Origin of the sequence: Ralstonia pickettii (genome assembly GCF_000607165.1) — a bacterium.
In the GTDB taxonomy this organism is placed as follows: domain Bacteria; phylum Pseudomonadota; class Gammaproteobacteria; order Burkholderiales; family Burkholderiaceae; genus Ralstonia; species Ralstonia holmesii.
Window position 1 is genome coordinate 1 of sequence record NZ_JFZG01000006.1, and the last position, 23,438, is coordinate 23,438.

Sequence of the window (23,438 nt, forward strand, 5' to 3'; positions counted from 1 at the left end):
AGCCACGCGTAGCTGCGTGGCTTTTTTGTTTGCCGGTCGATCGGCTTAAAGATGCACGAGCCGCCCCGGTCGCAGCACACCATCTTGCCAAGCAGCCACTCCGAGCAGCGAAGCCGTGGCGCCCGCCTCTATCGTCTCACGCAAGCCGTACACGCGTACCTGATCTGCGTTCGGCAACGCCAATCGCAACGGCAAGCGCTGACCATGCAGGAAGCGGCGGCTCTCTTCCGCATCCAACTCCACACGCGGCAGCGTCTGCAACAGCGCATCGACTGGCGCCAGCAATGCGGCGCGGGCATCTTCAGGGGCTGCATCCAGCGATTCGAGCGTCACGGCGCCGTTCAGTGTCAGGTTGCCGACCTGCGTGCGACGCAGCGCAACCAGATGCCCGCCGCAGCCCAGCGCCTCGCCAATGTCTTCACCCAACGTGCGGATGTACGTTCCCTTGCTGCATGACACGCGCAACGTGATCGTCGGCTCCGTCGACTCTAGATCCGTCGCCAGCACATCGATCGCGTGAATCGTTACCCGCCGCGCAGCGCGTTCCACGGTCTGACCCGCACGCGCGTACTCGTACAAGGGCTTGCCGTCCTTCTTCAGCGCAGAGTGCATCGGCGGCACCTGGTCGATCTCGCCGACAAAGCGCGCGATGGCTGCCTGCAGTTGCTCGGGCGTGACCGATACCGGGCGCTCGTTCAACACCTCGCCTTCCGCGTCTGCGGTACTCGTCTTGATACCAAGACGCACGACGGTTTCGTACGTCTTGTCTGCATCGAGCAAATCCTGCGAAAACTTGGTCGCCTCGCCAAAGCACAGCGGCAGCAAGCCCGTAGCCAGCGGATCGAGCGTGCCGGTATGCCCCGCCTTCTTTGCCCACAGCAGGCGCTTAGCGCGAATCAGCGCATCGTTGCTCGACCAGCCGATCGGCTTGTCCAGCAGCAGCACGCCATGCACATCGCGGCGCGGTGGCTTTTGTGGCGTGGGCACATGTTGTTCGGCCATTTCAATCGTCTTTGGCACGCGTGGCGTTGGCCTCATCGATCAGACGCGACATCTCGATACCGCGCTCGACCGAACCATCAAAGTGGAAATGCAGTGTCGGCACCGTGTGGATGTGCAGGCGCTTGAACAACAGTGAATGCAGGTAGCCCGCCTTCTCGTTCAGAATGGCGCCAGCAACTTCCGGCTCAGCACCTAGCACCGTAAAGTAGATTTTGGCGTGCGCGTAGTCAGGCGTGAGCGTCACGGATTGCAGCGTCACCAGGCCCATCGCCGGGTTCTTGATTTCGCGCTGGATCAATTCGGCCAGATCACGCTGGATCTGATCGGCGATGCGCACGTTGCGGCCAGCGGCCGATCCCGATTTCTTCGGCATAGTGTGTTCCTCACATGGGCGCCGCCAGCACACGCCGGCGCGGCCCAAAAAGACAAAACGGTGGCGCGGGACGCGCCCGGGCCACCGTCGCAAAGTCGAGCCGGACACCGAAGCGTCCGGCTAACGTATTACAGCGTACGCGCCACCTCGGTGATCTCGTAGACCTCGAGTTGATCGCCTTCTTGAACGTCGTTGAAGTTCTTGATCGACAGGCCGCACTCGAAGCCTTGCTTCACTTCCTTCACATCGTCCTTGAAGCGCTTGAGTGAATCGAGTTCGCCCGAGAAGATAACCACGTTCGCACGCAGCACCCGCACCAGCGAATTGCGCTTGACGAAACCGTCCAGCACCATACAGCCGGCGACGGCGCCAACCTTCGGCACGTGGAAGACTTGGCGTACCTCGACAAGGCCCGTCGTCTCTTCGCGCTTTTCCGGCGAGAGCATGCCCGACATCGCCGCCTTCACCTCATCCACAGCGTCATAGATGATGTTGTAGTAGCGGATGTCGATGCCCTGATGCTCGGCCAGCTTACGTGCGCCCGCATCGGCCCGCGTATTGAAGCCGATGATGACGGCCTTCGACGCGGTTGCCAGGTTGACGTCCGACTCGGTGATGCCACCCACGGCGGCGTGCACAACTTGTACGCGCACTTCGTCGGTCGACAGTTTCTGCAGCGAGTGCACCAATGCTTCCTGCGAACCCTGAACGTCTGCCTTGATGATCAGCGGCAGCGACTTCACATCGCCTTCGCTCATCTGTTCCAGCATGTTTTCCAGCTTGGCAGCCTGTTGGCGCGCCAGCTTCACGTCACGGAACTTGCCTTGGCGGAACAGCGCGATTTCGCGTGCCTTGCGCTCGTCCGGCAGCACCAGCACTTCTTCGCCGGCGCCCGGCACTTCCGACAGACCCTGGATTTCCACCGGGATCGACGGGCCAGCTTCCTTGGCCGGCTTGCCGTTTTCGTCCAGCATGGCGCGCACGCGGCCATAGGCCGTGCCCGCGAGCACCACGTCGCCGCGCTTGAGCGTACCGCTCTGCACGAGCACCGTAGCGATCGGACCCTTGCCCTTGTCCAACTGCGCTTCCACCACCAGGCCCTTGGCCGGCGCATTGACCGGCGCCTTCAGTTCCAGCACTTCGGCCTGCAGCAGCACGTTTTCGAGCAGGCTGTCGATACCTTCGCCAGTCTTGGCGGACACCGGCACGAACGGCACATCGCCACCGTACTCTTCCGGAATCACGCTCTCAGCCACCAGCTCCTGCTTGACGCGGTCGGGGTTGGCTTCGGGCTTGTCGACCTTGGTGATCGCCACCACGATGGGCACCTTGGCCGCCTTCGCGTGGGCGATGGCTTCCTTCGTCTGCGGCATGACGCCGTCGTCGGCAGCCACCACCAGAATCACGATGTCGGTTGCCTTGGCACCACGTGCACGCATAGCCGTGAAGGCCTCGTGACCCGGGGTGTCCAGGAAGGTGATGACGCCGCGATCGGTTTCGACGTGATATGCGCCGATGTGCTGCGTGATGCCGCCGGCTTCGCCTGCCGCAACCTTGGCACGACGGATGTAGTCCAGCAGCGAGGTCTTGCCGTGGTCAACGTGACCCATGACGGTCACGACCGGCGGACGGGTTTCTGCCTCGGCATTCGTCGGTTCTTCCACGCCGCCAATCAGCAGCGCTTCCGGATCATCCAGCTTGGCCGCGACCGCCTGGTGGCCCATTTCTTCGACCACGATCATCGCGGTCTCCTGGTCCAGCACCTGGTTGATCGTGACCATTTGGCCAAGCTTCATCATCTGCTTGATGACTTCGGCGGCCTTGACTGACATCTTGTGCGCCAGATCGGCCACAGAGATGGTTTCCGGCACATGCACTTCACGCACGACCGGCTCGGTCGGTGCCTGGAAGGCATTGCGGTTGTCGTCGCCATGGCGGTTGCGGCCGCCCTTGGAGCCGGAGCGCCAACCGTCGGCACCGCCGCCGGTGTCGCCGCGCGTCTTCAGGCCACCACGCTTGCCACCACGGTTGTCGTCTTGCCAACCCGACTTGCCACGACCGCCCTTCTTGTCACCCGTAGGCGAACTCGGTGCAGCAGCGGCAGGTGCCGGAGCAGCCGGCTTCTTGGCAGCCGCAGCCGGGCGTGCTTCGCCAGCCGGCTTGACCGGCTTGTGCAGCGTGCCCAACTGCTCGGCCTTTTTGACCTCTTCAGCCTTACGCTCGGCGGGCGTCTTCAGCACACGAGCCGGGGCGCTCATCATCTCGCGGATGGCGCGGGCTTCGGCTTCAGCAGCTTCGCGACGCTTGCGAGCGGCGTCTTCCTCGGCCTTGATCTTGTCGGCAGCAACGCGCGCTTCGTCAGCAGCCTTCTGCGCGGCTTCGCGCTCGGTTGCCAGACGTGCGGCGTCTTCCTCGGCCTTGCGGCGCGGGGCTTCGTCCGACGCTTCAGCGGCAGCGCGGGCTGCAACGGCTTCTTCTTCCGCCTTCTTGGCAGCAAGTTCAGCCTGGCGTTTCTGCTCGGCTTCCGCTGCTTCCTGGCGGGCGCGACGCTCAGCCTCCTCGCGCTCCATCGCTTCCTGGCGCGCCTTCAGCTCGGCTTCCTGCCGGGCTAGCAATTCGGCCTGGCGGCGCTGTTCTTCCTCGCGACGCGCAACTTCCTCGGCATCGACCACCGGTGCAGCTTCTGCGGCCTCCGATTCAGCCTGTGCCGCGTTCGGCTCATCACGCTTGACCAGCACGCGCTTCTTCTTAACTTCCACTTGCACGGTACGCGTCTTGCCGGTGGCATCCGCTTGGCGGATTTCGCTGGTTTCGCGTTTGGTGATCGTGATCTTCTTGCGCGCGCCATCCTCGGCGCTGCCGTGTGCTCGCTTGAGATAGTCGAGCAGTCGGGTCTTGTCCGATTCGGTGATGACGTCTTCCGGCGTCGCCTTTTGCACGCCCGCGGCTTGCAATTGTTCCAGCAGCGCTGATGCGCTACGGTTCAATTCGCCAGCGAGTTGGGCAACTGTTGTGCTTGCCATTCAAACCCTTTCGATGCTTGGTTTCAGTGAGAATTGCGATAAACGATCAACGCTTATGCGACTCACGAAAACCAGTGTTCACGCGCCTTCATGATCAGCGCCTTGGCTTGTTCTTCGTCGACGCCGGTCATCTCGACCAATTCGTCCACGGCCAGCTCGGCCAAGTCGTCACGCGTCTGGATGTTCCCCTCGGCCAGCTTGCCGATCAGCTCCGGGGTCAGCCCCTCGAGGTCGCGCAGGTCTTGCGATACCTTCTCGACCTTTTCTTCCTTCGCCAGCTCCATCGTCAACAGCACGTCCCGAGCGCGGTTGCGCAGCTCGTTGACGGTGTCTTCGTCGAACGCTTCGATTTCCATCATTTCCTGCAGCGGCACGTAAGCCACTTCCTCGAGCGAGCTGAAGCCCTCTTCGATCAGGATGTCGGCAACCTCTTCGTCCACGTCCAGCTTCGCCATGAACAACTGGCGAACGACTGAGCTTTCTTCTGCCTGCTTCTGCGCAGACTCTGCCGGCGTCATGATGTTGATCTGCCAGCCGGTCAACTCCGACGCCAAGCGGACATTCTGGCCGCTACGGCCGATGGCCACGGCGAGGTTTTCCTCGTCGACCACCACGTCCATGCTGTGCTTTTCCTCGTCCACGACGATGGACTGCACTTGCGCCGGCGCCAGCGCACCGATCACAAACTGCGCCGGGTCTTCCGACCACAGCACGATGTCCACAGCCTCGCCGCCAACTTCGTTACGCACAGCCGTCACGCGGGTGCCGCGCACGCCGACGCAGGTGCCAATCGGGTCAATACGCTTGTCGTGCGCAACGACCGCGATTTTCGCACGCACGCCAGGATCGCGCGCGGCGGCCTTGATCTCCAACAGGCCCTGTTCCATTTCCGGCACTTCGTTTTCGAAGAGCTTGATCAGGAACTCTGGGCAGGTGCGCGAAAGCTCGATCTGCGGGCCGCGTGCGGTGCGGTCGACATTCAAGATGTACGCGCGGACGCGGTCGCCCGTGCGCAAATTTTCCTTCGGGATCATCTGGTCGCGGGCCAGCAGCGCCTCGACGCGGCCGGTTTCAACGATCAGGCCCTTCTTGTCGGCGCGCTTGATCGTGCCGGTCATGACCTTCTCGCCACGATCCAGGTAATCGTTCAGGATCTGCTCCCGCTCGGCATCGCGAATGCGTTGCAGGATCACCTGCTTGGCCGCCTGCGCGCCAATGCGGCCGAACTCGACCGACTCGATCTGCTCTTCGACGAAGTCGTCGACATCGAGGTCAGGATTTTGCTCCTTGGCTTCGAACAGCAAAATCTGCTTGTCCGGTTCCTGCAGGCCTGCATCGTCGGGAACGACGAGCCAGCGACGGAAGGTTTCGTGTTCGCCCGACTCACGGTCGATCGCCACGCGCACATCCACGTCTTCTTCAAAGCGCTTCTTGGTCGCGGAAGCCAATGCGGCCTCCAACGCCCCGAACACCACATCCTTGTCGACGTTTTTTTCGCGCGCAAGCGCATCGACGAGCAACAGAACTTCGCGGCTCATTGCTTGTTCCCTTTGTTTCGATTTCCTTTGAAGTCCAGCACAGGCACCAGCCGGGCGCGGTCGAGTTCCGACAGCGTGAATTCCAGCAGCGCGGGGCCTTCCTTGCCCTCAAACTCAAGGCCGATTCGTTCCTGGCCTGGCTCGCCCGTCGGAGCCTGAATGATTCCCGTGAAATTCTTTTGCCCGCCCACCGGCAGGCGCAACGTCACCTTGACCTCAAGGCCGGCGAAGCGCGTGAAGTCGGCCAGCGTGCGCAGCGGGCGGTCCAGCCCGGGCGACGACACTTCCAACCGTTCGTAGTTGACGTTTTCAACTTCGAACACGCGCGTGAGCTGATGGCTCACTTTTTCGCAATCTTCAATGACGATGCCGTTCTCTGCCTGATCGATATACACGCGCAGCAGCCCGGCGGGCGCGCGCTCCACTTCCACCAGCTCGTAACCCATGGCGGTGAGGGTTTTCTCAATCAGATCAGTCAAATGCACGTTTTTCCTGAAGAATTTCCCGGTATGACCAACCTGCGGAAGCAAAAAAAATGGGCGCAACGCCCATATCATTCGCCCATCTTCTGCAGGATGACTTTTGATTAGACTCTCATTGTAATACGTTTCGAGGCAAAACGCAAAAATTGCCTAGAAGCCGCCACAAAATGGGGCGTTGCGACGAACGCCGCACACAACGCCCGCATTTTTAACGCTTACCGCCGCGTTTGCTACCACCGCGCGGCGCCTTATTGCCACTCGGGACACCACCACCACTCTTTCCGGGGCGCTTGCTGCCGGGCGCGCGATTGCCATCACGCATACCACCGCCGCCGGCCGCGCCGCCGCGGCCATTCGGGCGCTCACCCATACGGGTGCGCGCTGTCAGCGTGGTGGGACCACCCACATTGATGTAGCCCATGGACGTTTGCATCGGATCGGGCTGACGCGGGCTCGACGGACGGCGCTGCGCGGGTTGCGCGCGATTACCGTTCTCAACGCCCATACCGCGCGACTGGAAGTTGGCTTCCCCCGCAAAACCGGACGACATCGGCCCCATCAACACCGGCGCGGGCCCACGGCGACGATTGCCCTGGCGGTCTTGCCCACCGCCAGAACTGGCCGTCGGCACCTTCATGCCCAGCGTACCCATCAGCGTACGCACATCGTCGGCCGACACTTCCTGCCAGCGCCCGCGCTTAAGCCCGCGTGGCAATACGAAGCTGCCATAGCGCGTACGGATCAGGCGCGACACGGTCAGGTTGACCGCCTCGAACATGCGCCGCACTTCGCGGTTACGCCCCTCGGTCAGGGCGACGTGGTACCAGTGGTTGACACCTTCGCCGCCGCCATCGACGCAGCGCAGGAAGTTGGCTTCGCCGTCCTGAAGCGGGATGCCGTGCAAGAGCTTCTGACGGTCAGTTTCGGCCAGCTCACCAAGCGTACGCACCGCGTATTCACGCTCAACGCCATAGCGCGGGTGCATGAACCGGTTGGCGATGTCGCCGGAGGTCGTGAAAATCAGCAGGCCCTCGGTATTGAAGTCGAGGCGGCCGACTGCAACCCACTTGCCCGTCTTCATGCGTGGCAACGCGTCGAACACGGTCGGCCGGCCTTCCGGATCGGACTGGCTCACGATTTCACCGGCCGGCTTGTGATACAGCAGCACGCGCGGCGGCTTGTTCGGCAGCTTGCGTTGGATCAGCTTGCCATTCACGCGCACCTGATCGGTCGCGAGAATGCGTTGGCCGATGTGGGCCGGCAGGCCGTTCACGGAGACGCGACCTTGCAGGATCAGGTCTTCCATGTCGCGGCGCGAGCCAAGCCCGGCATCAGCCAAGATTTTGTGCAGCTTGGGAGCGTCGTCGTCGGAGGTCAGTTCGCGCACCTTGGGGGGCTGCGATGCACCTCCAGCGTCAACCTCCGAATCGTACGCGCCGGAAATCACGTATTGGAAGACGTCTTCGGAGCCCTTGCCGCTCTTCAGCCCCTTGCCCCCTCGATTCTGGGTCTGGCCGCCAGCCTTGCCCTGCGGTTTGCCATTGTGGTTCGGCTGCTTGCCACGACCGCCGGCATTCTTGCCGCCAGCGCCTTCCGTACGTTCGCTGCGCTCGGCGCGTTCCGCCGGTTGGCCTTCGCCTTGACGGCGACGGTTCTTGCCGAAACGGCCGCGCGGACCACGTCGCTCCCCCTGGCTTTCTGCTGGCGCCTGTTCTGCCGGAGCAGCACCTTCTGCGGCAACGGTCGCCGGCTCACCAGCCGCCTCTTTCGGCTTGCGTGCCCGTGGCGCGCGGCTCTTGCGCGGTTGCGCAGGCTGGCCGGCGTCCGCACTACCCGCCTCAGCAGCTTCCCCCTCAGGGCGGCCGTCCTGCTGCTGGCGGCGCGAAGCCACAAGGTTGCGCAAGCCTCGGCGCAATCCCTTGCGACGAGGCGCGGCCTCAGTCCCATCACCGCCGTCTTGTCGCGGCGGCTGAGCGTCGGCGTCGGCCGGCATACGTGTATCCATGGAGTCTGACTGGGTGCTCACAACGTCTTCAAAAAATCTAGGGGTTCAGACCATGCACCGACTGTGCGGTGGGCATGGCGTCACGAATGTTCATTGGCGGGAGCCGCAGGCGGCTCGATCGGTGTTTTGTACTCGTCTTCAGTTGCAACCTCGATCGCATTCACTGTTTGCGACTCGGTTTCCAGCGCTGGCTCGCCACCCGCCGCAACCTCAACGGGCTGCGCTGGCGTTTCAGCAATTGCCTCGACGGAAGCCTCGGCAACGGGCGATCCGGCAGAGTCCTCCACCGAAGCCGCTACGCTCTCAGCACCTTCCGGCGCGTCGTTGACCATCGCCGTCAGCTCTTCCACCGCAATTGCACCGCCCTCGAATTCGATGGCGCCCTGCTCCAGCAGGCTCGCCTGCGCCTGGGCGCGGGCATCTTCAAGCGGCGGCAGTTCGTCCAGCGAACGCAAGCCAAGGTCGTCGAGAAACTGCTTGGTCGTCGCATACAGCGCAGGGCGGCCTGGCACGTCGCGATGACCGATGACCTCGATCCAGCCGCGGTCTTCAATCTGCTTGATGACCTGCGTGTTGACCGTCACACCGCGAATGTCTTCGATATCACCGCGGGTGACCGGCTGGCGATAAGCGATGATCGCCAGCGTTTCCATCACAGCGCGCGAATACTTTGGCGGCTTTTCCGGATGCAGGCGATCGAGATACACGCGCATTTCCGGGCGGCTCTGCAGGCGCCAGCCCGAGGCCAGCGCGACCAGTTCGACACCGCGATTCAACCAGTCCTGGCGCAGCTCTTCGAGCAGCACACGGATGGTGTCTGCGGAAACATCTTCGTCGAACAGCTTGCGCAAGTCATTGACTCGCAACGGGTCCTGCGCGCAGATCAGCGCGGTTTCGAGGACGATCTTCGCCTCTTGGGTATTCATCGGGTTGAGCGGCTCGTCATTGCTCGCGCGCGGCCAGTCGCCGTCACGCTTGAGGTTTGTCGTCCCGCCGCGAAGCACGCGGCATTTCTGAATGCTGTTGCCCGCCCGGGCCCGGCACGCGAAGGCCAATTAATTCAATTGGACTCTGCACCAAAACGCAGTGGCTGTGCCCGTAAAGTAGGGCCGGAGGAGCGAGTTGATCCGGTGCCGGTCAGGCACCACAAGGGCAATTTCTTCCGCCGCCATGGGAACGGATACTGCACCGGACGACTACCAAGAAGAACGGCAGCCTGCCCGAGTCGACTGTCCAGGGTGACTCTACCGCTGGATGGCATCGCTTGGCGCCGCGCTTGGGATTGTTGATTTGCGCGGGTGGCGAATCGAATTGTTGTCGATTGTAGGGCAATTTCCAGCGACGCCGCAACCGGGAAGATGCCCTAGCCACCCATCCCAGGCCGGATGGCAATTTCCGCGCGCCTTAAACACCTACAGCACTAGACAGAATCCGTGTGCGTTAAGCATCTCTGGCAACCAGATTGCGTGAACCAGCCCCCAGACCCCAAACCCGGCGATGGCGATGCCGGCCGCGCCCCGCGCCCATCGCTGGCGCGACAGCCCGCGCAGCCACCCAGCCAGACCAGACATCATCAGCAGGTTGGGCAGCGTACCGGCACCAAAAGCGAGCATGACCACGGCCCCGGAGGCGGCGTTGCCCGCCAACAACGCCACAGCCAATGCGCCGTAGACCATGCCACACGGCACCAGCCCCCAGGCCATGCCAGTGAGATAGCGGCGTAGTAACGGCGGCTGACGTTGCAGCCTACTTCCCACCGTGGCGGCCCCTCGAGACAGGCCACCTGCCACGCGGCCAAGCAAGCGCTCAAGCCACACACTGCGCCACGCATCCCCAGCGGAACGAACAAGCAGCAAAACCCCGTAGGCGACCAGCAATGCGCTAGCGAAGGCAAACAAGCCGCGTTGAATCGGCAGCCATTGCTGCCGCCAGACAGTCGCGCCCATCGCACCCATGATTGCGCCCAGCAACGCATAGGTGGTCAGCCGGCCGGCATGCATGACGACCTGCTCAAACCATAGCCGGCGACGGGACACGATCCGCACCGCCACAGCTCCACGTTCGGCCGCGAGTGCGATACCGCTGCACATCGCCAGACAATGCACACCACCGAGCAATGCAATCAGGAAAACGCTCAGAAGCGCTGCGGCACTCATCTTTCTGACGCTCTCTTGATATGGACCAAGGTTTTCGTTTTACTGTTGCGAACTAAGCGTAATCGACGCCTTTTGCCGCATCGGAAATGTCCGAGGACAAGAAGGTCGCCGTTATAATAAGCTGCAGCAGCATCACAAGAATTACTCATTTCACTTTCCCGAAATTCAGTCGCCCCCACCCGTGCTCACTCGAATCGCACTTACCGATCAAGCCTCGCGTTGCTCCACCTGCGTACTAGGGCAAATCTGCCTGCCGGTGGGAATGAACTCGGACGACGTGCGCAAGATGGACGATTTGGTCAGCGAGCGCATCCGCATTAAGAAGGGGCAATCGCTCTATTCCTTGGGCGAGCCGCTGGAAGCGGTTTATGGCATTCGTTTCGGCACGCTCAAAACCCATCTGACGCTTGAAGACGGTCGACACCAGATCACGGGGTTCCACCTGCCGGGTGAAATCGTCGGGCTCGATGGCATTGGCGACATGCGCCACGTGTCGGACGCCACCGCGCTCGAAGATACCGAAGTCTGCGTGGTGCGCTACGACGAGTTGCAGCACCTTTCGCGCCGGCTGCCTTCGCTGCAGCATCAGTTCCTGCGCATCATGAGCAAGGAGATTTCGCAGGATCATCTGATGCTGCTCACGCTGGGCTCCATGCGTGCGGAGGAGCGTCTCGCAGCGTTCCTACTAAACCTCTCGAAGCGTTCGGCCCAGCGTGGATATTCGTCGACCGAGTTTGTCCTGCGGATGAGCCGCGAAGAACTCGGCAGCTATCTTGGTCTGAAGCTCGAAACGGTCAGCCGCCTGTTCTCGCGCTTTGCCGAAGCGGGTCTCATCCAGATCCGCCAACGCCACGTCAAGCTGATCGACCTGGCCGGCCTGCGCCAGGTCATGAGCGGTCAGGCGGCCTAAGCTGCCCTCCATGGCGCCCGCTCAGACGAGCGGGTGTTCATGCGCTTCCAGCTTGCCAATGCCCGGTGACACATAGAGCGTCAGCGCGCTCGACAATCCGCACAACAACCAGAACACAAAGAACGACACGGTGTAGACCGCTTGGGCCGACACCGTGATCTGCTCGCCGAAAAAACGCAGGTCTGCGGGGTCGACCACCGCGAAGACCACCAGCTCAGCCAGCGCGGCCGACAGAAATGCCGGCCACAGAATCCACATCAGCAGTCGACGCTTCATCGGGCCTCCGTGTGAATGGCATGCGCCGGCGTCACGACCGTCTTTTCAACGACCAAACCGCGCCGCACGACGTTGTCATGAATAACAGCGTCGGGATGCGACACCGCCAGCCAGATTGTGACGCCGCAGCCGACCATGGCGACGAACGGCCCTGCCATCAGCAGCCACGGCCAGGGCTCGCGCCACCAAGGACGGGCCTGTGCGGAAGATTGCGTTGCGTGCATCGTTGCCTCCTGTTGGGGATGCCGCATCAGCGCGGCACGATGAAGCTCGACGGTTCGCGCAGTACGAGGCTGTCGCTACCGCTGTCTGCATGGATGACGAAACGGATTTTGTGCGAGCCGGGGGCGGCATCGTCGGCCGGCCGGCGTACGCGCACTGGCAGCAGCCGGTTAGCCGCCGGCGGCAGTTCCAATGTGGTCGACTCGCCGCGACCGCCCTCCACGTCCAGTTCCGGCATGCCCTCTGCAGTGATGGTCACGCGCATGGGGTGCTCGGAGGCGTTCATCAGTTGCAGGCGATAAACGTTCTCGATCTTGCCGCCGTCCACTTCACGCGCCAGTGCCCCACGATCACGAATGACGTCAACCTTGAGTGGCTGCCGCATGGCCAACGCCACGATGAACCCGGTGAAGAGCACCAGCATGATCCCGGTATAGATCAGCACACGCGGACGCAGCAGATGTCGCCGGGCTTCCTTCGGGCTGAGCCGATCAAGCATCGCGCGTTCTGACGTGTAGCGAATCAGACCGCGCGGGTAGCGCATCTTGTCCATGACCTGGTCACAGGCGTCAATGCAAGCACCGCAACCGATGCATTCGTATTGCAGCCCTTGACGGATGTCGATGCCGGTCGGGCACACCTGCACGCAGATGCTGCAGTCGACGCAAGCACCCAGACCCTGAGCTTCGAAATCGGCGTTGCGCGAACGGCTGCCGCGCGGCTCGCCGCGCTGGGTGTCGTAAGTCACAACATAGGTATCGGGATCGACCATCACGCTCTGGAAACGAGCGTAGGGACACATGTACCGACAGACTTGCTCGCGCATGAAACCGGCGTTGCCCCACGTCGCAAATGCGTAGAACAGCATCCAGAATGTCTGCCAAGGACCGAGCGACAGCGTCCAGGTCTCCATGCCCAGATCGCGGATTGGCGTGAAGAAGCCCACAAAGGTGAAGCCTGTCCACAGGGCGATGAGGATCCAAGCCGAATGCTTTGCGGCCTTCAGGCGGAATTTGCGCAGACTCCAACGCTCACCGTCGAGGCGGATGCGCGCGAAGCGATCTCCTTCGATGTGCCGCTCGATCCACATGAAAATCTCGGTGTAGACCGTCTGCGGACAGGCATAGCCGCAAAAGAGCCGCCCCGCCACCGCCGTAAATAGAAACAGCGCCAGCGCCGACAGCACCAGCAGCAACGTCAGATAGATGACATCCTGCGGCCACAACACGAGGCCAAAGAGGTAGAACTTGCGTGCGCCCAGGTCGAACAGCACTGCTTGGCGACCGTTCCACTGGAACCACGGCAAGCCATAAAAGATGGCTTGCGTGGCCAGCACCAGCCAGACGCGCCAACGCGCAAAGGCGCCGGTCACGGCGCGTGGATAAATCTTGCGCCGGACCTCATAGAGCATCTGCTCGGTGGGTGCGTCTTCGGCGCCCGCCGCCGCAGTGGCGGGCGTCATCGGGCGCCAGGCTGGTTCTTTGTCGCTCATTGCGCGTGACTCGTATTGCTATTCGACAGACCCCATACATAGGCCGCCAGCATGCGGATCTTCTCCGGCGAGAGCAGGTTCTCGTGCGCCGGCATCGTGTTGTCACGACCCTTGAGAATGGTCTCGACGATGGTTGCTTCCGAACTGCCGTACAGCCAGACGCGGTCGGTCAGGTTAGGTGCGCCAAGTGTCTGATTGCCCTTGCCGCTTGCCGTGTGGCAGGCCGCGCAGACCGACTTGAACGTCGGTTCACCACGCGCTGCCTTGATCGGGTCGTAAGACAGGCCCGACAGCGAGCGCACGTAGTTGGCCACGTTGACAGCCTGGTTGCCATCCACCACAGCAGCCAGCGATGGCATGACACCGTGACGCCCCTTGGTGATGGTGGTCAGGATCGTCTCGGGCTCGCCGCCGTACAGCCAGTCGCTGTCGGTCAGGTTCGGGAAGCCCTTCGAGCCGCCGGCGTCGGAGCCGTGGCACTGCGCGCAGTTGTTCAGGAACAGGCGCTGGCCGATCTCATGGGCCTGCGGGTCGGCGGCGATCTGCTTGATGTCCATGCTGGCATAACGCTCATAGACCGGACGGACCTGTGCATCGGCTGCAGCGCGCTGCGCGGCCAATTCGCCCCGTGTCGAGAAACCGAGGGCGCCGCCGTATGAACCCAACCCCGGGTAGAGGATCAGGTACCCCAACGCAAAGATGCACGACAGCAGGAACATCCACATCCACCAGCGTGGCAGCGGGTTGTTCAGTTCGCGCAGGTCGCCGTCCCATACATGGCCGGTGTCCTCGCCCGCGCTATGACCGGGCGCAATCTGAATGCGCCTCTGCGAAAACAGCAACCAGACACACCACACGATGCCAACCAAGGCGATCGCTGCGATGTAATACCCCCAGAACTCCGAAATGAAGTCGCTCATGATTCTGTGTCCTTATTGATGCGGGCGCGACGCGTCTGCGCGCGCACCGGCGACCTCGGCCTCATCGGGCAGCAGGAACGGCAGCATGGCCGATTCCGCATTCGCAGCGCGGCGATGCGCGGAGAATGCCCACCAGGTAATGCAGACGAACAACACGAGGAAGACGGCAGTCGCAATTGCACTCAGCATGGCCATGGCTTACTCCTTGGCTGCAACGGTGGCAGGCGCAGCAGCCGGAGCGACAGCCACGTCCCGGACGTTACGCAGCTCCACGCCAAGGCCTTGCAGATAGGCGACCACGGCGTCTTCTTCCGTTTTGCCTGCGAGTTGCTCGCGCGCCCCGGCAATCTGGGCATCCGTGTACGGAACACCCAGCTGACGCAGGACATGCATCTTCTTTTCGATGTCACTGTTGTCCAGCGGCGTCTTCGAGAGCCACGCATATGACGGCATGTTCGACTCAGGCACCACTTCACGCGGATCACGCAGGTGGATGCGATGCCAGTCGTCCGAATAGCGCTGCCCAACGCGCGCCAGATCCGGGCCCGTGCGCTTGGAACCCCACAGGAACGGGTGATCGAACACCGACTCGCCAGCCAGCGAATAGTGGCCGTAGCGTTCGGTCTCAGCGCGAAGCGTACGCACTTGCTGAGAGTGGCAGCCAACGCAGCCTTCGCGGATGTAGATATCGCGCCCCGCCAGCCGCAGCGGTGAATACGGGGCGATGCCCTTGACCGGTTCAGTGGTCGAATGCTGGAAGAACAGCGGCAAGATCTGCACCAGGCCGGCAATGCTGACGACGACGAGCGTCATCACGATCAGCAAGCCGATGTTCTTTTCCAGCGTCTCGTGCGAGAAAAACTTGTTGGATTGATTGCTCATGTTCCCCTCCTCACTGAGCCGCGACCATCGGGGTCTGGGCCGATTGAGGAATCGGTGCATCGATTGCCTTGCTGCCCTGGATGGTCTTGAACACGTTGAATGCCATCAGCAGCATGCCGCCCAGGAAGCACAGGCCGCCAGCCAAACGAATCAGGTAGAACGGGTACGTTGCCTTCACCGCTTCGACAAAGCTGTAGGTCAGCGTGCCGTCAGCCTCGGTGGCGCGCCACATCAGGCCCTGCATCACGCCGGCTACCCACATGGCAGCGATGTAGAGCACCACGCCGATGGTCGCCACCCAGAAGTGGACCTCGATCAGGCGCGTGCTGTACATCTTCTGCTGGCCGAAGAGGCGCGGGATCATGTAGTACATCGAGCCGATAGTGATCATTGCCACCCAGCCCAGGGCGCCGGAGTGCACGTGGCCGATCGTCCAGTCGGTGTAGTGCGACAGCGCATTCACGGTCTTGATGGACATCATCGAGCCCTCGAACGTCGCCATGCCGTAGAACGACAGTGCCACCACGAGGAACTTCAGGATCGGATCGGTGCGCAGTTTGTGCCAGGCACCCGAGAGGGTCATGATCCCGTTGATCATGCCGCCCCACGATGGGGCCAGCAGAATGAGCGAGAACACCATGCCCAGCGACTGCGCCCAGTCGGGCAGCGACGTGTACTGGAGGTGGTGCGGACCCGCCCACATGTAGGTGAAATTCAGCGCCCAGAAGTGGACGATCGAGAGGCGATACGAATAGATCGGACGCTCGGCCTGCTTGGGCACGAAGTAATACATCATGCCCAGGAAGCTGGTGGTCAGGAAGAAGCCCACTGCGTTGTGGCCGTACCACCATTGCACCATCGCATCCTGCACGCCGGCATAAGCCGAGTACGACTTCCACATCGACACCGGCAACTCAGCGTTGTTGACGATGTGCAGCAGCGCAATCGTGATGATGTAGGCGCCGAAGAACCAGTTGGCCACGTAGATGTGCCGGGTCTTGCGCTTGACGATTGTGCCAAAGAACACGATCGCGTAGGCCACCCACACCACGGTGATCAGGATGTCGATCGGCCATTCGAGTTCGGCGTATTCCTTCGAGCTTGTGTAGCCCAGCGGCAGGGTGATGGCGGCTGCCACGATCACTGCCTGCCAGCCCCAGAACGTGAAGGCGGCGAGCTTGTCGGAAAGCAGGCGCACCTGGCAGGTACGCTGCACGATGTAGTAAGACGTCGCAAACAGAGCGCTGCCGCCAAACGCAAAGATGACGGCATTCGTGTGCAGAGGACGCAGCCGACCATAGGTCAGCCAAGGCACCCCGAAATTCAGTTGCGGCCAGATCAACTGGGCCGCGATCAGCGCACCGACCGCCATACCGACGATGCCCCAGACGATCGTCATGATCGAGAACTGGCGAACAACGCGGTAATTGAAGGTCTGGGTGGGCTGCAACGCGCTGGACGATTGCATGCTTGCTCCCCGAGAGTGTTGGTTTGATAGGGTCATGTTAAGAATGGGGCGACATTCGAGTCTTGATGTGCGTCAAGGCACCCCAGCCAACGTGGTCAAGTAGTTCCGTCCCGCGACATTGCGTCACGCGCCGGGGTATCAGGGTCCAGCAGAATCGATTCAGCAGGCGCCTTGAGATCGTCGTACTGGCCCGAGCCGACGGCCCACCACAGCACCCCGACAATCGCCACCACCAACATCAGCGACAGCGGAATCAGCAGGAATAGCGTTTCCATTTCGGCTCCTTAAGCGGCGCGCGACAAACGCCACGCATTGAGCGCCACCAGCAACGACGACACCGACATGCCGATGCCCGCCACCAGCGGCGACAACCACCCCAGCGTGGCGAGCGGAATGCAGATCGCGTTGTAGGCGAAAGCCCAGCCGAGGTTCTGGCGCACCACGCGCAACGTGCGACGGCCAATCGACACGGCCTCGCTAATGGCAAACAGGCGAGGCTCGGTGAGGATGGCATCCGCGCCGGCCTGGGCCAGCGGCGCACCCGACCCAATGGCAATGGAGACCTGCGCCTGCGCGAGCAACGGCGCATCGTTGATGCCGTCGCCGACGGCCAGCACGCGGGCGCCGTCTGCCTGCAGCTTGCGCACGTAGGCACGCTTGTCTTCGGGGCTGGCGCCGCCCACGGCGCGGTCGATGCCAAGGCGGTTGGCCCACCAGTGCACAGTCTCAGGCGCATCGCCAGAAACGAGATGCAAGCGCAATCCTTGTGCGCGCAACGCACTCAGGCATGCAGGCGCATCGGCACGTGGCGTATCGGCCAGCGTGAAGCGCGCGAGCGGTTGACCATCGCGGCCGAGCCAGACCGACGTGCATGCGGCCGCTGGCGGCACCTCCTCCATCGGCGCTTCCGTGCCGTAACGAATGGAAGCAACCGGCTGATCTGCGTAGTGCGCGACCGCGAACGACTGCGTGCCAAGACGCACCAATTGGCTATCAGCCACGGCATACACGCCCTGCCCTGGCACGTTGGTCACGCGCCCCAACGTTGGCAACGGCATTTCAGCGGAGGTGGCGGCGCGCAACGACTGGGCAATCGGATGATTCTCGGATTGCTCCATCGCGCATGCCAGTGCGAGGCAGTGCTCGGCATCCACGTCGGCGAAGGTCTCGATGCTCAGCAAGCGCAGACGCCCCTCGGTGAGCGTACCGGTCTTGTCGAGCAGCACGTCCGTCACGGCTGCCAGGCTCTCGATGGCGTGGCCGCGCGTGACCAGCACACCGCGCCGTGCCAGGGCACCACTCGCCGCGGCCAGCGCAGACGGCGTAGCCAGCGACAACGCGCAGGGGCAACTCACCACCAGCACCGCCACGGTGACGGCAAACATGCGTGTCGGATCGATCCACCACCACGCGATCGCCGTCAGCAGCGCCCAGCCGAGCAGCACTGCCACAAAGCGCCCGGCCACACGATCGGCGAGTTCAGCCATGCGGGGCTTGTCTGTCAAGGCGCGTTCAAGCAGATCGACGATGGCGGCAAGGCGCGTCTGGGCGCCCACGCGGTTGACACGCACGCGAATGGCGCTGACGACGTTGTAGCTGCCCGCCAGCACGGTCGCGCCCACGTCACGCGGGCGCGGCACGCTTTCACCGGAGAGAAGCGATTCGTCGATCTCAGTGGTGCCGCGTTCAATGGTGCCGTCGGCGGGCAGAACTTCACCGGCGCGCACTTCCACGCAATCGCCTTGCTGCAAGGCTGCAACGGGGATGGTCTCGAGCACGCCGCTTTCGGCGTTGAAGCGCCGGCAAGTAGCCGGCAACTGATGCACCAACGCTTCGGCACCGGAAGCCGCACTCTGCCGCGCACGCAGTTCGAGATAGCGCGCCGCCAGCAGGAAAGCGACGAACATCGTCACGGAATCGAAGTACGTCTCGCCATGACCGCGCAAGGTCGCCAGCACACTGGCAATGAACGCCGCGCCGACCCCCAGCGCCACGGGCACATCCATGCCGACGTGCGCATGCCGTACTTGCCGCCACGCATTGATGAAAATGGGCCGCGCAGAAATCAACACCACCGGCACGGTCAGCATCAGGCTGGCCCACTGCATCAGGCGCGTCTGGCTCGCGGGGATATCGCTGCCGTGCAGATACACCGGCCACGCGTACATCATCACTTGCATCATCCCGAGCATCGCCAGTCCCAAGCGGATCAGCAGGCTGCGGCGTTCACGCGCTTCGGCAGTGCGGCGAGCGGATGGCTGGTCTGGCCACGCTTCGTAACCGACGTCGGCAATCGCGGCAAACACCGCAGACAGCCGCATCGCCCCAGCGTCTCCGACGATGCGCGCGCGTTCCGTGGCGTAATTGACAGTGGCTTCGCGCACGCCTGGCACTCGCGAGAGCGCGCGCTCGATCAGCCATACACACGCGGCGCAACGCATGCCGCTGATGGCAAGAGAAAGTTCTTCCGCGCCGTCAGCGCGTGTGCGTACGAAGCGCTCACGCATGACGGGCAGATCGTAGGTTGCCCAAACGGCTTCGGCTTCGGTGCGACGGTCACCTTCGATGGGCTTGGCGAAGGCGATTGGGCCATCATAGACGTGACCCATGCCGGAGGCGTGCAGCGTTTGCGCAACAGCCTGACAGCCGGCACAGCAAAATTCCCGGGACTTGCCGCCGATCTCAGCGTGGACGGCGGTGTCGCCCTCCAGTGGCGACGCGCAGTGATAGCAAGTGATGTGCGACGCGCCTGCCCCGCTCGGGCCGATAGGCGAGCCTATGCCGTCAACCGGCGCGGTTGGATAGTTGGGGGCGAATATCGTCGTCATTATGGGGACGATGCTAGCCAGCATCCCCCGGCGCGCCCTTGATGCGCATCAAGCACGGCGCAATAAGAATCAACCCGAGATGCGATTCTCAGCGCACTTCAACCGCCCCTACCCTCCCATAAAAAAATAGGCCGCCTATATTGGATAGCTGCACCAGGCAAACAGGAGGGCCCGACATGGCAACCGAATTCAGCCTGTACAACATCCACTGTGAATGGGGTGAGCACGGAGCATCCGCGCTGGCGCCGCATTGCGACGCCGTCATCGTGGTGGACGTGCTGTCCTTCTGTACTTGTGTGGATGTAGCCGTGGCGCGCGGGGCACGCATCTATCCGTACCCATGGCGTGACGCCAGCGCTGAAACCTTCGCACGCCGCGCCGGCGCCATGCTGGCGGGCTACAACCGCAGCCAGGCGGGGTATACGCTCTCGCCAGCGTCGCTGCGTGAATTACCAATCGGCAGCAACCTGGTCCTGCCCTCGCCTAATGGTGCAACGCTCGCGCTCGCCACCGGATCGACGCCGACGTTTGCAGGTTGTCTGCGCAACGCGCGCGCCGTGGCAGAAGCCGCATCGCGGCTGGGCCGTCGCGTGGCCGTGGTAGCGTCAGGAGAGCGCTGGGCCGATGGCAGCCTGCGCCCGGCCCTTGAAGACTGGCTGGCCGCCGGTGCGATCGTGCATCACCTTTCGGAAACGGTGGCGGGGTTCCTGCCGCAAGCGCTGTCGCCCGAAGCGCTCGCCGCCCGCGCGATCTATCGCGAGGCGTCGCAGACAGGCATGATGAAAGCGTGGTTGCTCGATTCCGTGTCGGGCCGGGAGCTGTGCGAACGGGGCTTTACCGAAGACGTGACCATGGCTTCGCAAACCGATGTGAGCAACGTCGCCCCCATGCTGGTGGAAGGCGCGTTCCGGAACGTCAACCGCAAGACCGAGCGTCTGCCACAGGACTTCTTTGGCGCAAACCTGCGGCCCTCGCAGGCACCGCCGTCGCACCGCAACCCGCCGCCGACGTCACACTAGGCGGTTGCCACCGGGAGAAGTCAGGTCAGTGATGTGTCGACCTCACGTCGAGGCGCCTCGAGGTATTCGCGCGACTGCATCTCGACGATACGCGACACGGTGCGCTGGAATTCATTGGCCATCTGGCCTTCGGTGTACAGCTCGTCCGCCGGCACCTCCGCCGACATCAGCAGCTTGACCTTGTGGTCGTAGAACACGTCGATCAGCCACGTGAAGCGGCGTGCCTCGGACGCCATGCGCGGCGTCATCTTCGGCACATCGGCCAGGATAACGGTGTGAAAGCGCGAGGCGATTTCCAGGTAATCGTTCTGTGAGCGCGGGCCACCGCACAGCGTGGCGAAATCGAACCAGACCACGCCGCCGGCCTTGCGCGCCGCGCGAATCTCACGGTGCTCGATGCGCAGCACCGGCGATTCGTCCGGCGCTTCCGCCACTGCCGCAAACGCATCGCGCAACGCCGAGTTGGCCTTGGCACCCAACGGCGTGTAATACGCCCGCACCTGCTCCATCGCTCGCTTGCGGTAATCAACGCCCGCGTCGACGTTGAGGACGTCGAGCTTCTCCTGCAGCAGCGCAATGGCCGGCAGCACGCGGTCGCGGTGCAGGCCGTCCGGATACAGCAAGTCGGGCCGATCGTTGGACGTCATCACAAACTGCACGCCGTTGGCAAACAACTGATCGAGCAAGCGGTGCAGGATCATCGCGTCGGCAACGTCGCTGACGTGGAATTCATCAAAACAGATCAAGCGGTAGCGCTTGGCGATGCGACGGGCCAGCTCGTCCAGCGGATCAGCGCGGCCGCGCAGCTCTTCCAGTTGACGATGCACTTCGCGCATGAACTCGTGAAAGTGCAGGCGCGTCTTACGCACCAACGGCACGCAGCTATAGAACGCATCCATCAGGAACGACTTGCCGCGCCCCACCCCGCCCCACATGTAGACGCCACGGGGCAAATCCGGGCGCACGAGCATCTTGCGCAGCGCAGTCGAACGACGGGCCTTGTAGGCAAGCCATTCGTCGTAGCACCGCTGCAGGCGATCGACGGCGCGCTGTTGCGCTTCGTCGGGCCGATAGCCGCGCGCCTTCAATTCCTGTAGGTAGGTTTCCTGGACGTTCATCTGCTTGATCTGCATGGGGCACCGTTTGCGGGCCCAGATGGACCGATGCCCGGCAATCTTGTGGATTCACCGGGCATCGTACTTGCCTTGCGGCTTGCGATTTACATATTGAGCTGACGCTTGTCGACCGCCAGCGCAGCTTCGCGCATCACTTCCGACATCGACGGGTGCGGATGGCAGATACGGCCGATGTCTTCAGCTGCAGCCTTGAACTCCATCGCCACCACGGCTTCGGCAACCAGGTCCGAAGCGTTGGCTGCCACGATGTGCACGCCCAGGATTTCATCGGTCTTCGCATCGGCGATGACCTTCACGAAACCATCGGATGCGCCCATGCCCAGTGCGCGGCCGTTAGCAATGAACGGGAACTGGCCGGCCTTGGTCTCGCGGCCTTCGGCCTTGAGCTGCTGTTCGGTCTTGCCCACCCATGCAATTTCCGGGTAGGTGTAGATGACCCACGGAATGCAGTTGTAGTCGATGTGCGGCTTCTGGCCAACGATGCGCTCGGCCACGGCCACGCCTTCGTCTTCTGCCTTGTGCGCCAGCATCGGGCCACGCACCACGTCGCCGATCGCCCACAGGTTCGGCAGCTTGGTCGCGCAGTGTTCGTCCACCTCGATAAAGCCACGCTGATCCGCCGCCAGGCCGATCGCTTCCAGGCCCAGGTTGTCGGTGTTCGGCACGCGGCCGATCGACACGATCAGCTTGTCGCACTCCAGCACTTGCGCAGCGCCGGCAGCGTCGGTGTAGTTCACCTTCACGCCCTTGCCCGACGATTCGATCTCGCCGACCTTCACGCCGACGTTGATCTTCAGGCCCTGCTTGGTCAGCAGCTTGTTGGCTTCCTTGGCAACGGATTCGTCAGCCGCACCGAGGAAGCTCGGCAGCGCTTCGAGAATCGTCACTTCGGCACCCAGACGGCGCCACACCGAACCGAGCTCGAGGCCGATCACGCCAGCACCGATCACGCCCAGCTTCTTCGGCACTTCGCCAAACTTCAGTGCGCCTTCGTTGTCGGCGATGGTCACGTTGTCGACCTTCACGCCCGGCAGATGACGAGCCTTAGAGCCCGTAGCGATGATCACGTGCTTGGCCGTCACGACTTCCGTGCCGGCCTTGCCTGCGATCTCGACCTGATAGCCCGCCTCCGTCTTGCCGACGAACTTGCCGTGGCCTTTGAGCAGCGTCACCTTGTTCTTGCGGAACAGGAACTCGATGCCCTTCGTCATCTTGCCGACGATGTCGTCCTTGCGCTTGAGCATCTTGGCCACGTCGACCTTGACGCCATCCACCGTGATGCCGTGGTCGGCCAGGTGGTGGTTCACGTTCTCGAACTCTTCCGACGAGGCCAGCAGCGCCTTCGAGGGAATGCAGCCGACATTCAGGCAGGTGCCGCCCAGGCGCGGCTCGCCCTTCGGGTCGTCGTAGGCGTTGTCTTCGCAGCAGGCCACGTTCAGGCCCAGCTGGCCAGCGCGGATGGCGGCGATGTAACCGCCAGGGCCGGCGCCGATCACCAGCACGTCAAATTCTTTGCTCATGGAGAAATCCTTTAGTCCGTCGCTCCCGCACAAGCGGGAACGTCAACAAGCGGTTTAAACCTGTTCACGGTCCGTAGCGAGCGGGCCGAGGTTGGTCCGACGAATTTGCCAAAATCGGCAGCCGTACGTGGGTACGGCGAGTATCACAGGGCCAAGATCGGGCCGCGCAGTAGGAACGTGGGCAGG

Annotated in this window: 21 protein-coding genes; 2 read left to right on the top strand and 19 right to left on the bottom strand. The window is 62.8% G+C overall.

Going from position 1 to position 23,438, the window contains the following annotated elements; all coding sequences use genetic code 11:
* Positions 1-45 precede the first annotated feature (45 nt).
* The 8 genes from truB to BG83_RS0106240 all read right to left on the bottom strand — a co-directional run bounded on the left by truB (position 46) and on the right by BG83_RS0106240 (position 10,579).
* Positions 46-1,002, bottom strand: coding sequence for a tRNA pseudouridine(55) synthase TruB (gene truB / locus BG83_RS0106205; RefSeq protein ID WP_024975913.1), 957 nt, complete (start codon positions 1,000-1,002; stop codon positions 46-48).
* A 1-nt stretch (position 1,003) separates the two neighbouring features.
* Positions 1,004-1,375 (bottom strand): 30S ribosome-binding factor RbfA, encoded by a 372-nt coding sequence (gene rbfA, locus BG83_RS0106210; RefSeq protein WP_004626422.1) that lies wholly within the window; start codon positions 1,373-1,375, stop codon positions 1,004-1,006.
* 128 nt (positions 1,376-1,503) lie between these two features.
* A complete protein-coding gene (gene infB / locus BG83_RS0106215) occupies positions 1,504-4,398 on the bottom strand; it encodes a translation initiation factor IF-2 (protein WP_024975914.1) in 2,895 nt (964 codons plus the stop codon).
* 62 nt (positions 4,399-4,460) lie between these two features.
* The gene (gene nusA / locus BG83_RS0106220; RefSeq protein WP_024975915.1) at positions 4,461-5,936 is read right to left on the bottom strand and encodes a transcription termination factor NusA; all 1,476 of its coding nucleotides are present in this window, start codon (positions 5,934-5,936) and stop codon (positions 4,461-4,463) included.
* Entirely contained in the window at positions 5,933-6,421 is a 489-nt protein-coding gene (rimP, locus tag BG83_RS0106225; protein WP_024975916.1) for a ribosome maturation factor RimP, read from the bottom strand. Before rimP ends, nusA begins: the two co-directional genes overlap by 4 nt.
* 205 nt (positions 6,422-6,626) lie before the next feature.
* The gene (locus BG83_RS0106230) at positions 6,627-8,411 is read right to left on the bottom strand and encodes a pseudouridine synthase (RefSeq protein ID WP_024975917.1); all 1,785 of its coding nucleotides are present in this window, start codon (positions 8,409-8,411) and stop codon (positions 6,627-6,629) included.
* Between the two features lie 92 nt (positions 8,412-8,503).
* Positions 8,504-9,349, bottom strand: a complete 846-nt coding sequence (scpB, locus tag BG83_RS0106235; protein ID WP_024975918.1) for an SMC-Scp complex subunit ScpB — start codon at positions 9,347-9,349, stop codon at positions 8,504-8,506.
* Positions 9,350-9,835: 486 nt separating this feature from the next.
* Complete coding sequence (locus tag BG83_RS0106240; RefSeq protein WP_024975919.1) at positions 9,836-10,579, bottom strand: sulfite exporter TauE/SafE family protein; 744 nt, start codon at positions 10,577-10,579, stop codon at positions 9,836-9,838.
* Positions 10,580-10,760: 181 nt separating this feature from the next.
* On the opposite strand from BG83_RS0106240, the gene fnr reads away from it, so the two are divergent.
* Positions 10,761-11,489: a fumarate/nitrate reduction transcriptional regulator Fnr gene (gene fnr, locus BG83_RS0106245; RefSeq protein WP_080693650.1), complete on the top strand. Its 729-nt coding sequence runs from the start codon at positions 10,761-10,763 to the stop codon at positions 11,487-11,489.
* A gap of 21 nt (positions 11,490-11,510) precedes the next feature.
* On the opposite strand, the gene BG83_RS0106250 is transcribed toward fnr, so the two are convergent.
* From BG83_RS0106250 to BG83_RS0106290, 9 genes are all read right to left on the bottom strand, one after another.
* Positions 11,511-11,765, bottom strand: a complete 255-nt coding sequence (locus tag BG83_RS0106250; protein WP_004626404.1) for a hypothetical protein — start codon at positions 11,763-11,765, stop codon at positions 11,511-11,513.
* Positions 11,762-11,989: a FixH family protein gene (locus BG83_RS0106255; protein WP_024975920.1), complete on the bottom strand. Its 228-nt coding sequence runs from the start codon at positions 11,987-11,989 to the stop codon at positions 11,762-11,764. Before BG83_RS0106255 ends, BG83_RS0106250 begins: the two co-directional genes overlap by 4 nt.
* 26 nt (positions 11,990-12,015) lie before the next feature.
* Positions 12,016-13,479: a cytochrome c oxidase accessory protein CcoG gene (ccoG, locus tag BG83_RS0106260; protein WP_024975921.1), complete on the bottom strand. Its 1,464-nt coding sequence runs from the start codon at positions 13,477-13,479 to the stop codon at positions 12,016-12,018.
* Entirely contained in the window at positions 13,476-14,399 is a 924-nt protein-coding gene (gene ccoP, locus BG83_RS0106265) for a cytochrome-c oxidase, cbb3-type subunit III (RefSeq protein ID WP_024975922.1), read from the bottom strand. Before ccoP ends, ccoG begins: the two co-directional genes overlap by 4 nt.
* Before the next feature lie 12 nt (positions 14,400-14,411).
* Positions 14,412-14,594 carry a cbb3-type cytochrome oxidase subunit 3 gene (locus BG83_RS0106270; protein WP_009238364.1) on the bottom strand — a complete coding sequence of 61 codons (183 nt, stop codon included), beginning with the start codon at positions 14,592-14,594 and terminating at the stop codon, positions 14,412-14,414.
* Positions 14,595-14,597: 3 nt separating this feature from the next.
* Positions 14,598-15,281 carry a cytochrome-c oxidase, cbb3-type subunit II gene (ccoO, locus tag BG83_RS0106275; protein WP_012435344.1) on the bottom strand — a complete coding sequence of 228 codons (684 nt, stop codon included), beginning with the start codon at positions 15,279-15,281 and terminating at the stop codon, positions 14,598-14,600.
* A 10-nt stretch (positions 15,282-15,291) separates the two neighbouring features.
* Positions 15,292-16,749, bottom strand: coding sequence for a cytochrome-c oxidase, cbb3-type subunit I (ccoN, locus tag BG83_RS0106280; protein ID WP_024975923.1), 1,458 nt, complete (start codon positions 16,747-16,749; stop codon positions 15,292-15,294).
* Between the two features lie 95 nt (positions 16,750-16,844).
* Positions 16,845-17,024 (bottom strand): cbb3-type cytochrome oxidase assembly protein CcoS, encoded by a 180-nt coding sequence (gene ccoS, locus BG83_RS0106285; protein WP_024975924.1) that lies wholly within the window; start codon positions 17,022-17,024, stop codon positions 16,845-16,847.
* 9 nt (positions 17,025-17,033) lie between these two features.
* Positions 17,034-19,577, bottom strand: a complete 2,544-nt coding sequence (locus BG83_RS0106290) for a heavy metal translocating P-type ATPase (RefSeq protein WP_024975925.1) — start codon at positions 19,575-19,577, stop codon at positions 17,034-17,036.
* 176 nt (positions 19,578-19,753) lie between these two features.
* Between BG83_RS0106290 and BG83_RS0106295 the strand changes: the two genes are divergently transcribed.
* On the top strand, positions 19,754-20,596 hold the full coding sequence (locus BG83_RS0106295) for a 2-phosphosulfolactate phosphatase (protein WP_024975926.1): 843 nt from the start codon (positions 19,754-19,756) through the stop codon (positions 20,594-20,596).
* 20 nt (positions 20,597-20,616) lie between these two features.
* Here the strand turns inward: BG83_RS0106295 and zapE are convergent, their stop codons facing one another.
* Complete coding sequence (zapE, locus tag BG83_RS0106300; protein ID WP_024975927.1) at positions 20,617-21,714, bottom strand: cell division protein ZapE; 1,098 nt, start codon at positions 21,712-21,714, stop codon at positions 20,617-20,619.
* Between the two features lie 101 nt (positions 21,715-21,815).
* The gene (gene lpdA / locus BG83_RS0106305) at positions 21,816-23,252 is read right to left on the bottom strand and encodes a dihydrolipoyl dehydrogenase (RefSeq protein WP_024975928.1); all 1,437 of its coding nucleotides are present in this window, start codon (positions 23,250-23,252) and stop codon (positions 21,816-21,818) included.
* Positions 23,253-23,438 lie beyond the last annotated feature (186 nt).

Bases quoted from the DNA above. Each gene is read 5' to 3' on its own strand.
- ccoG (WP_024975921.1), bottom strand. From the start codon at position 13,479: ATGAGCGACAAAGAACCAGCCTGGCGCCCGATGACGCCCGCCACTGCG.
- ccoP (WP_024975922.1), bottom strand. From the start codon at position 14,399: ATGAGCGACTTCATTTCGGAGTTCTGGGGGTATTACATCGCAGCGATC.
- scpB (WP_024975918.1), bottom strand. From the start codon at position 9,349: ATGAATACCCAAGAGGCGAAGATCGTCCTCGAAACCGCGCTGATCTGC.
- truB (WP_024975913.1), bottom strand. From the start codon at position 1,002: ATGGCCGAACAACATGTGCCCACGCCACAAAAGCCACCGCGCCGCGAT.
- BG83_RS0106295 (WP_024975926.1), top strand. From the start codon at position 19,754: ATGGCAACCGAATTCAGCCTGTACAACATCCACTGTGAATGGGGTGAG.
- BG83_RS0106290 (WP_024975925.1), bottom strand. From the start codon at position 19,577: ATGACGACGATATTCGCCCCCAACTATCCAACCGCGCCGGTTGACGGC.
- BG83_RS0106250 (WP_004626404.1), bottom strand. From the start codon at position 11,765: ATGAAGCGTCGACTGCTGATGTGGATTCTGTGGCCGGCATTTCTGTCG.
- zapE (WP_024975927.1), bottom strand. From the start codon at position 21,714: ATGAACGTCCAGGAAACCTACCTACAGGAATTGAAGGCGCGCGGCTAT.
- BG83_RS0106240 (WP_024975919.1), bottom strand. From the start codon at position 10,579: ATGAGTGCCGCAGCGCTTCTGAGCGTTTTCCTGATTGCATTGCTCGGT.
- ccoN (WP_024975923.1), bottom strand. From the start codon at position 16,749: ATGCAATCGTCCAGCGCGTTGCAGCCCACCCAGACCTTCAATTACCGC.
- ccoS (WP_024975924.1), bottom strand. From the start codon at position 17,024: ATGGAAACGCTATTCCTGCTGATTCCGCTGTCGCTGATGTTGGTGGTG.
- rbfA (WP_004626422.1), bottom strand. From the start codon at position 1,375: ATGCCGAAGAAATCGGGATCGGCCGCTGGCCGCAACGTGCGCATCGCC.
- BG83_RS0106230 (WP_024975917.1), bottom strand. From the start codon at position 8,411: ATGCCGGCCGACGCCGACGCTCAGCCGCCGCGACAAGACGGCGGTGAT.
- lpdA (WP_024975928.1), bottom strand. From the start codon at position 23,252: ATGAGCAAAGAATTTGACGTGCTGGTGATCGGCGCCGGCCCTGGCGGT.
- BG83_RS0106255 (WP_024975920.1), bottom strand. From the start codon at position 11,989: ATGCACGCAACGCAATCTTCCGCACAGGCCCGTCCTTGGTGGCGCGAG.
- nusA (WP_024975915.1), bottom strand. From the start codon at position 5,936: ATGAGCCGCGAAGTTCTGTTGCTCGTCGATGCGCTTGCGCGCGAAAAA.
- infB (WP_024975914.1), bottom strand. From the start codon at position 4,398: ATGGCAAGCACAACAGTTGCCCAACTCGCTGGCGAATTGAACCGTAGC.
- ccoO (WP_012435344.1), bottom strand. From the start codon at position 15,281: ATGAGCAATCAATCCAACAAGTTTTTCTCGCACGAGACGCTGGAAAAG.
- BG83_RS0106270 (WP_009238364.1), bottom strand. From the start codon at position 14,594: ATGGCCATGCTGAGTGCAATTGCGACTGCCGTCTTCCTCGTGTTGTTC.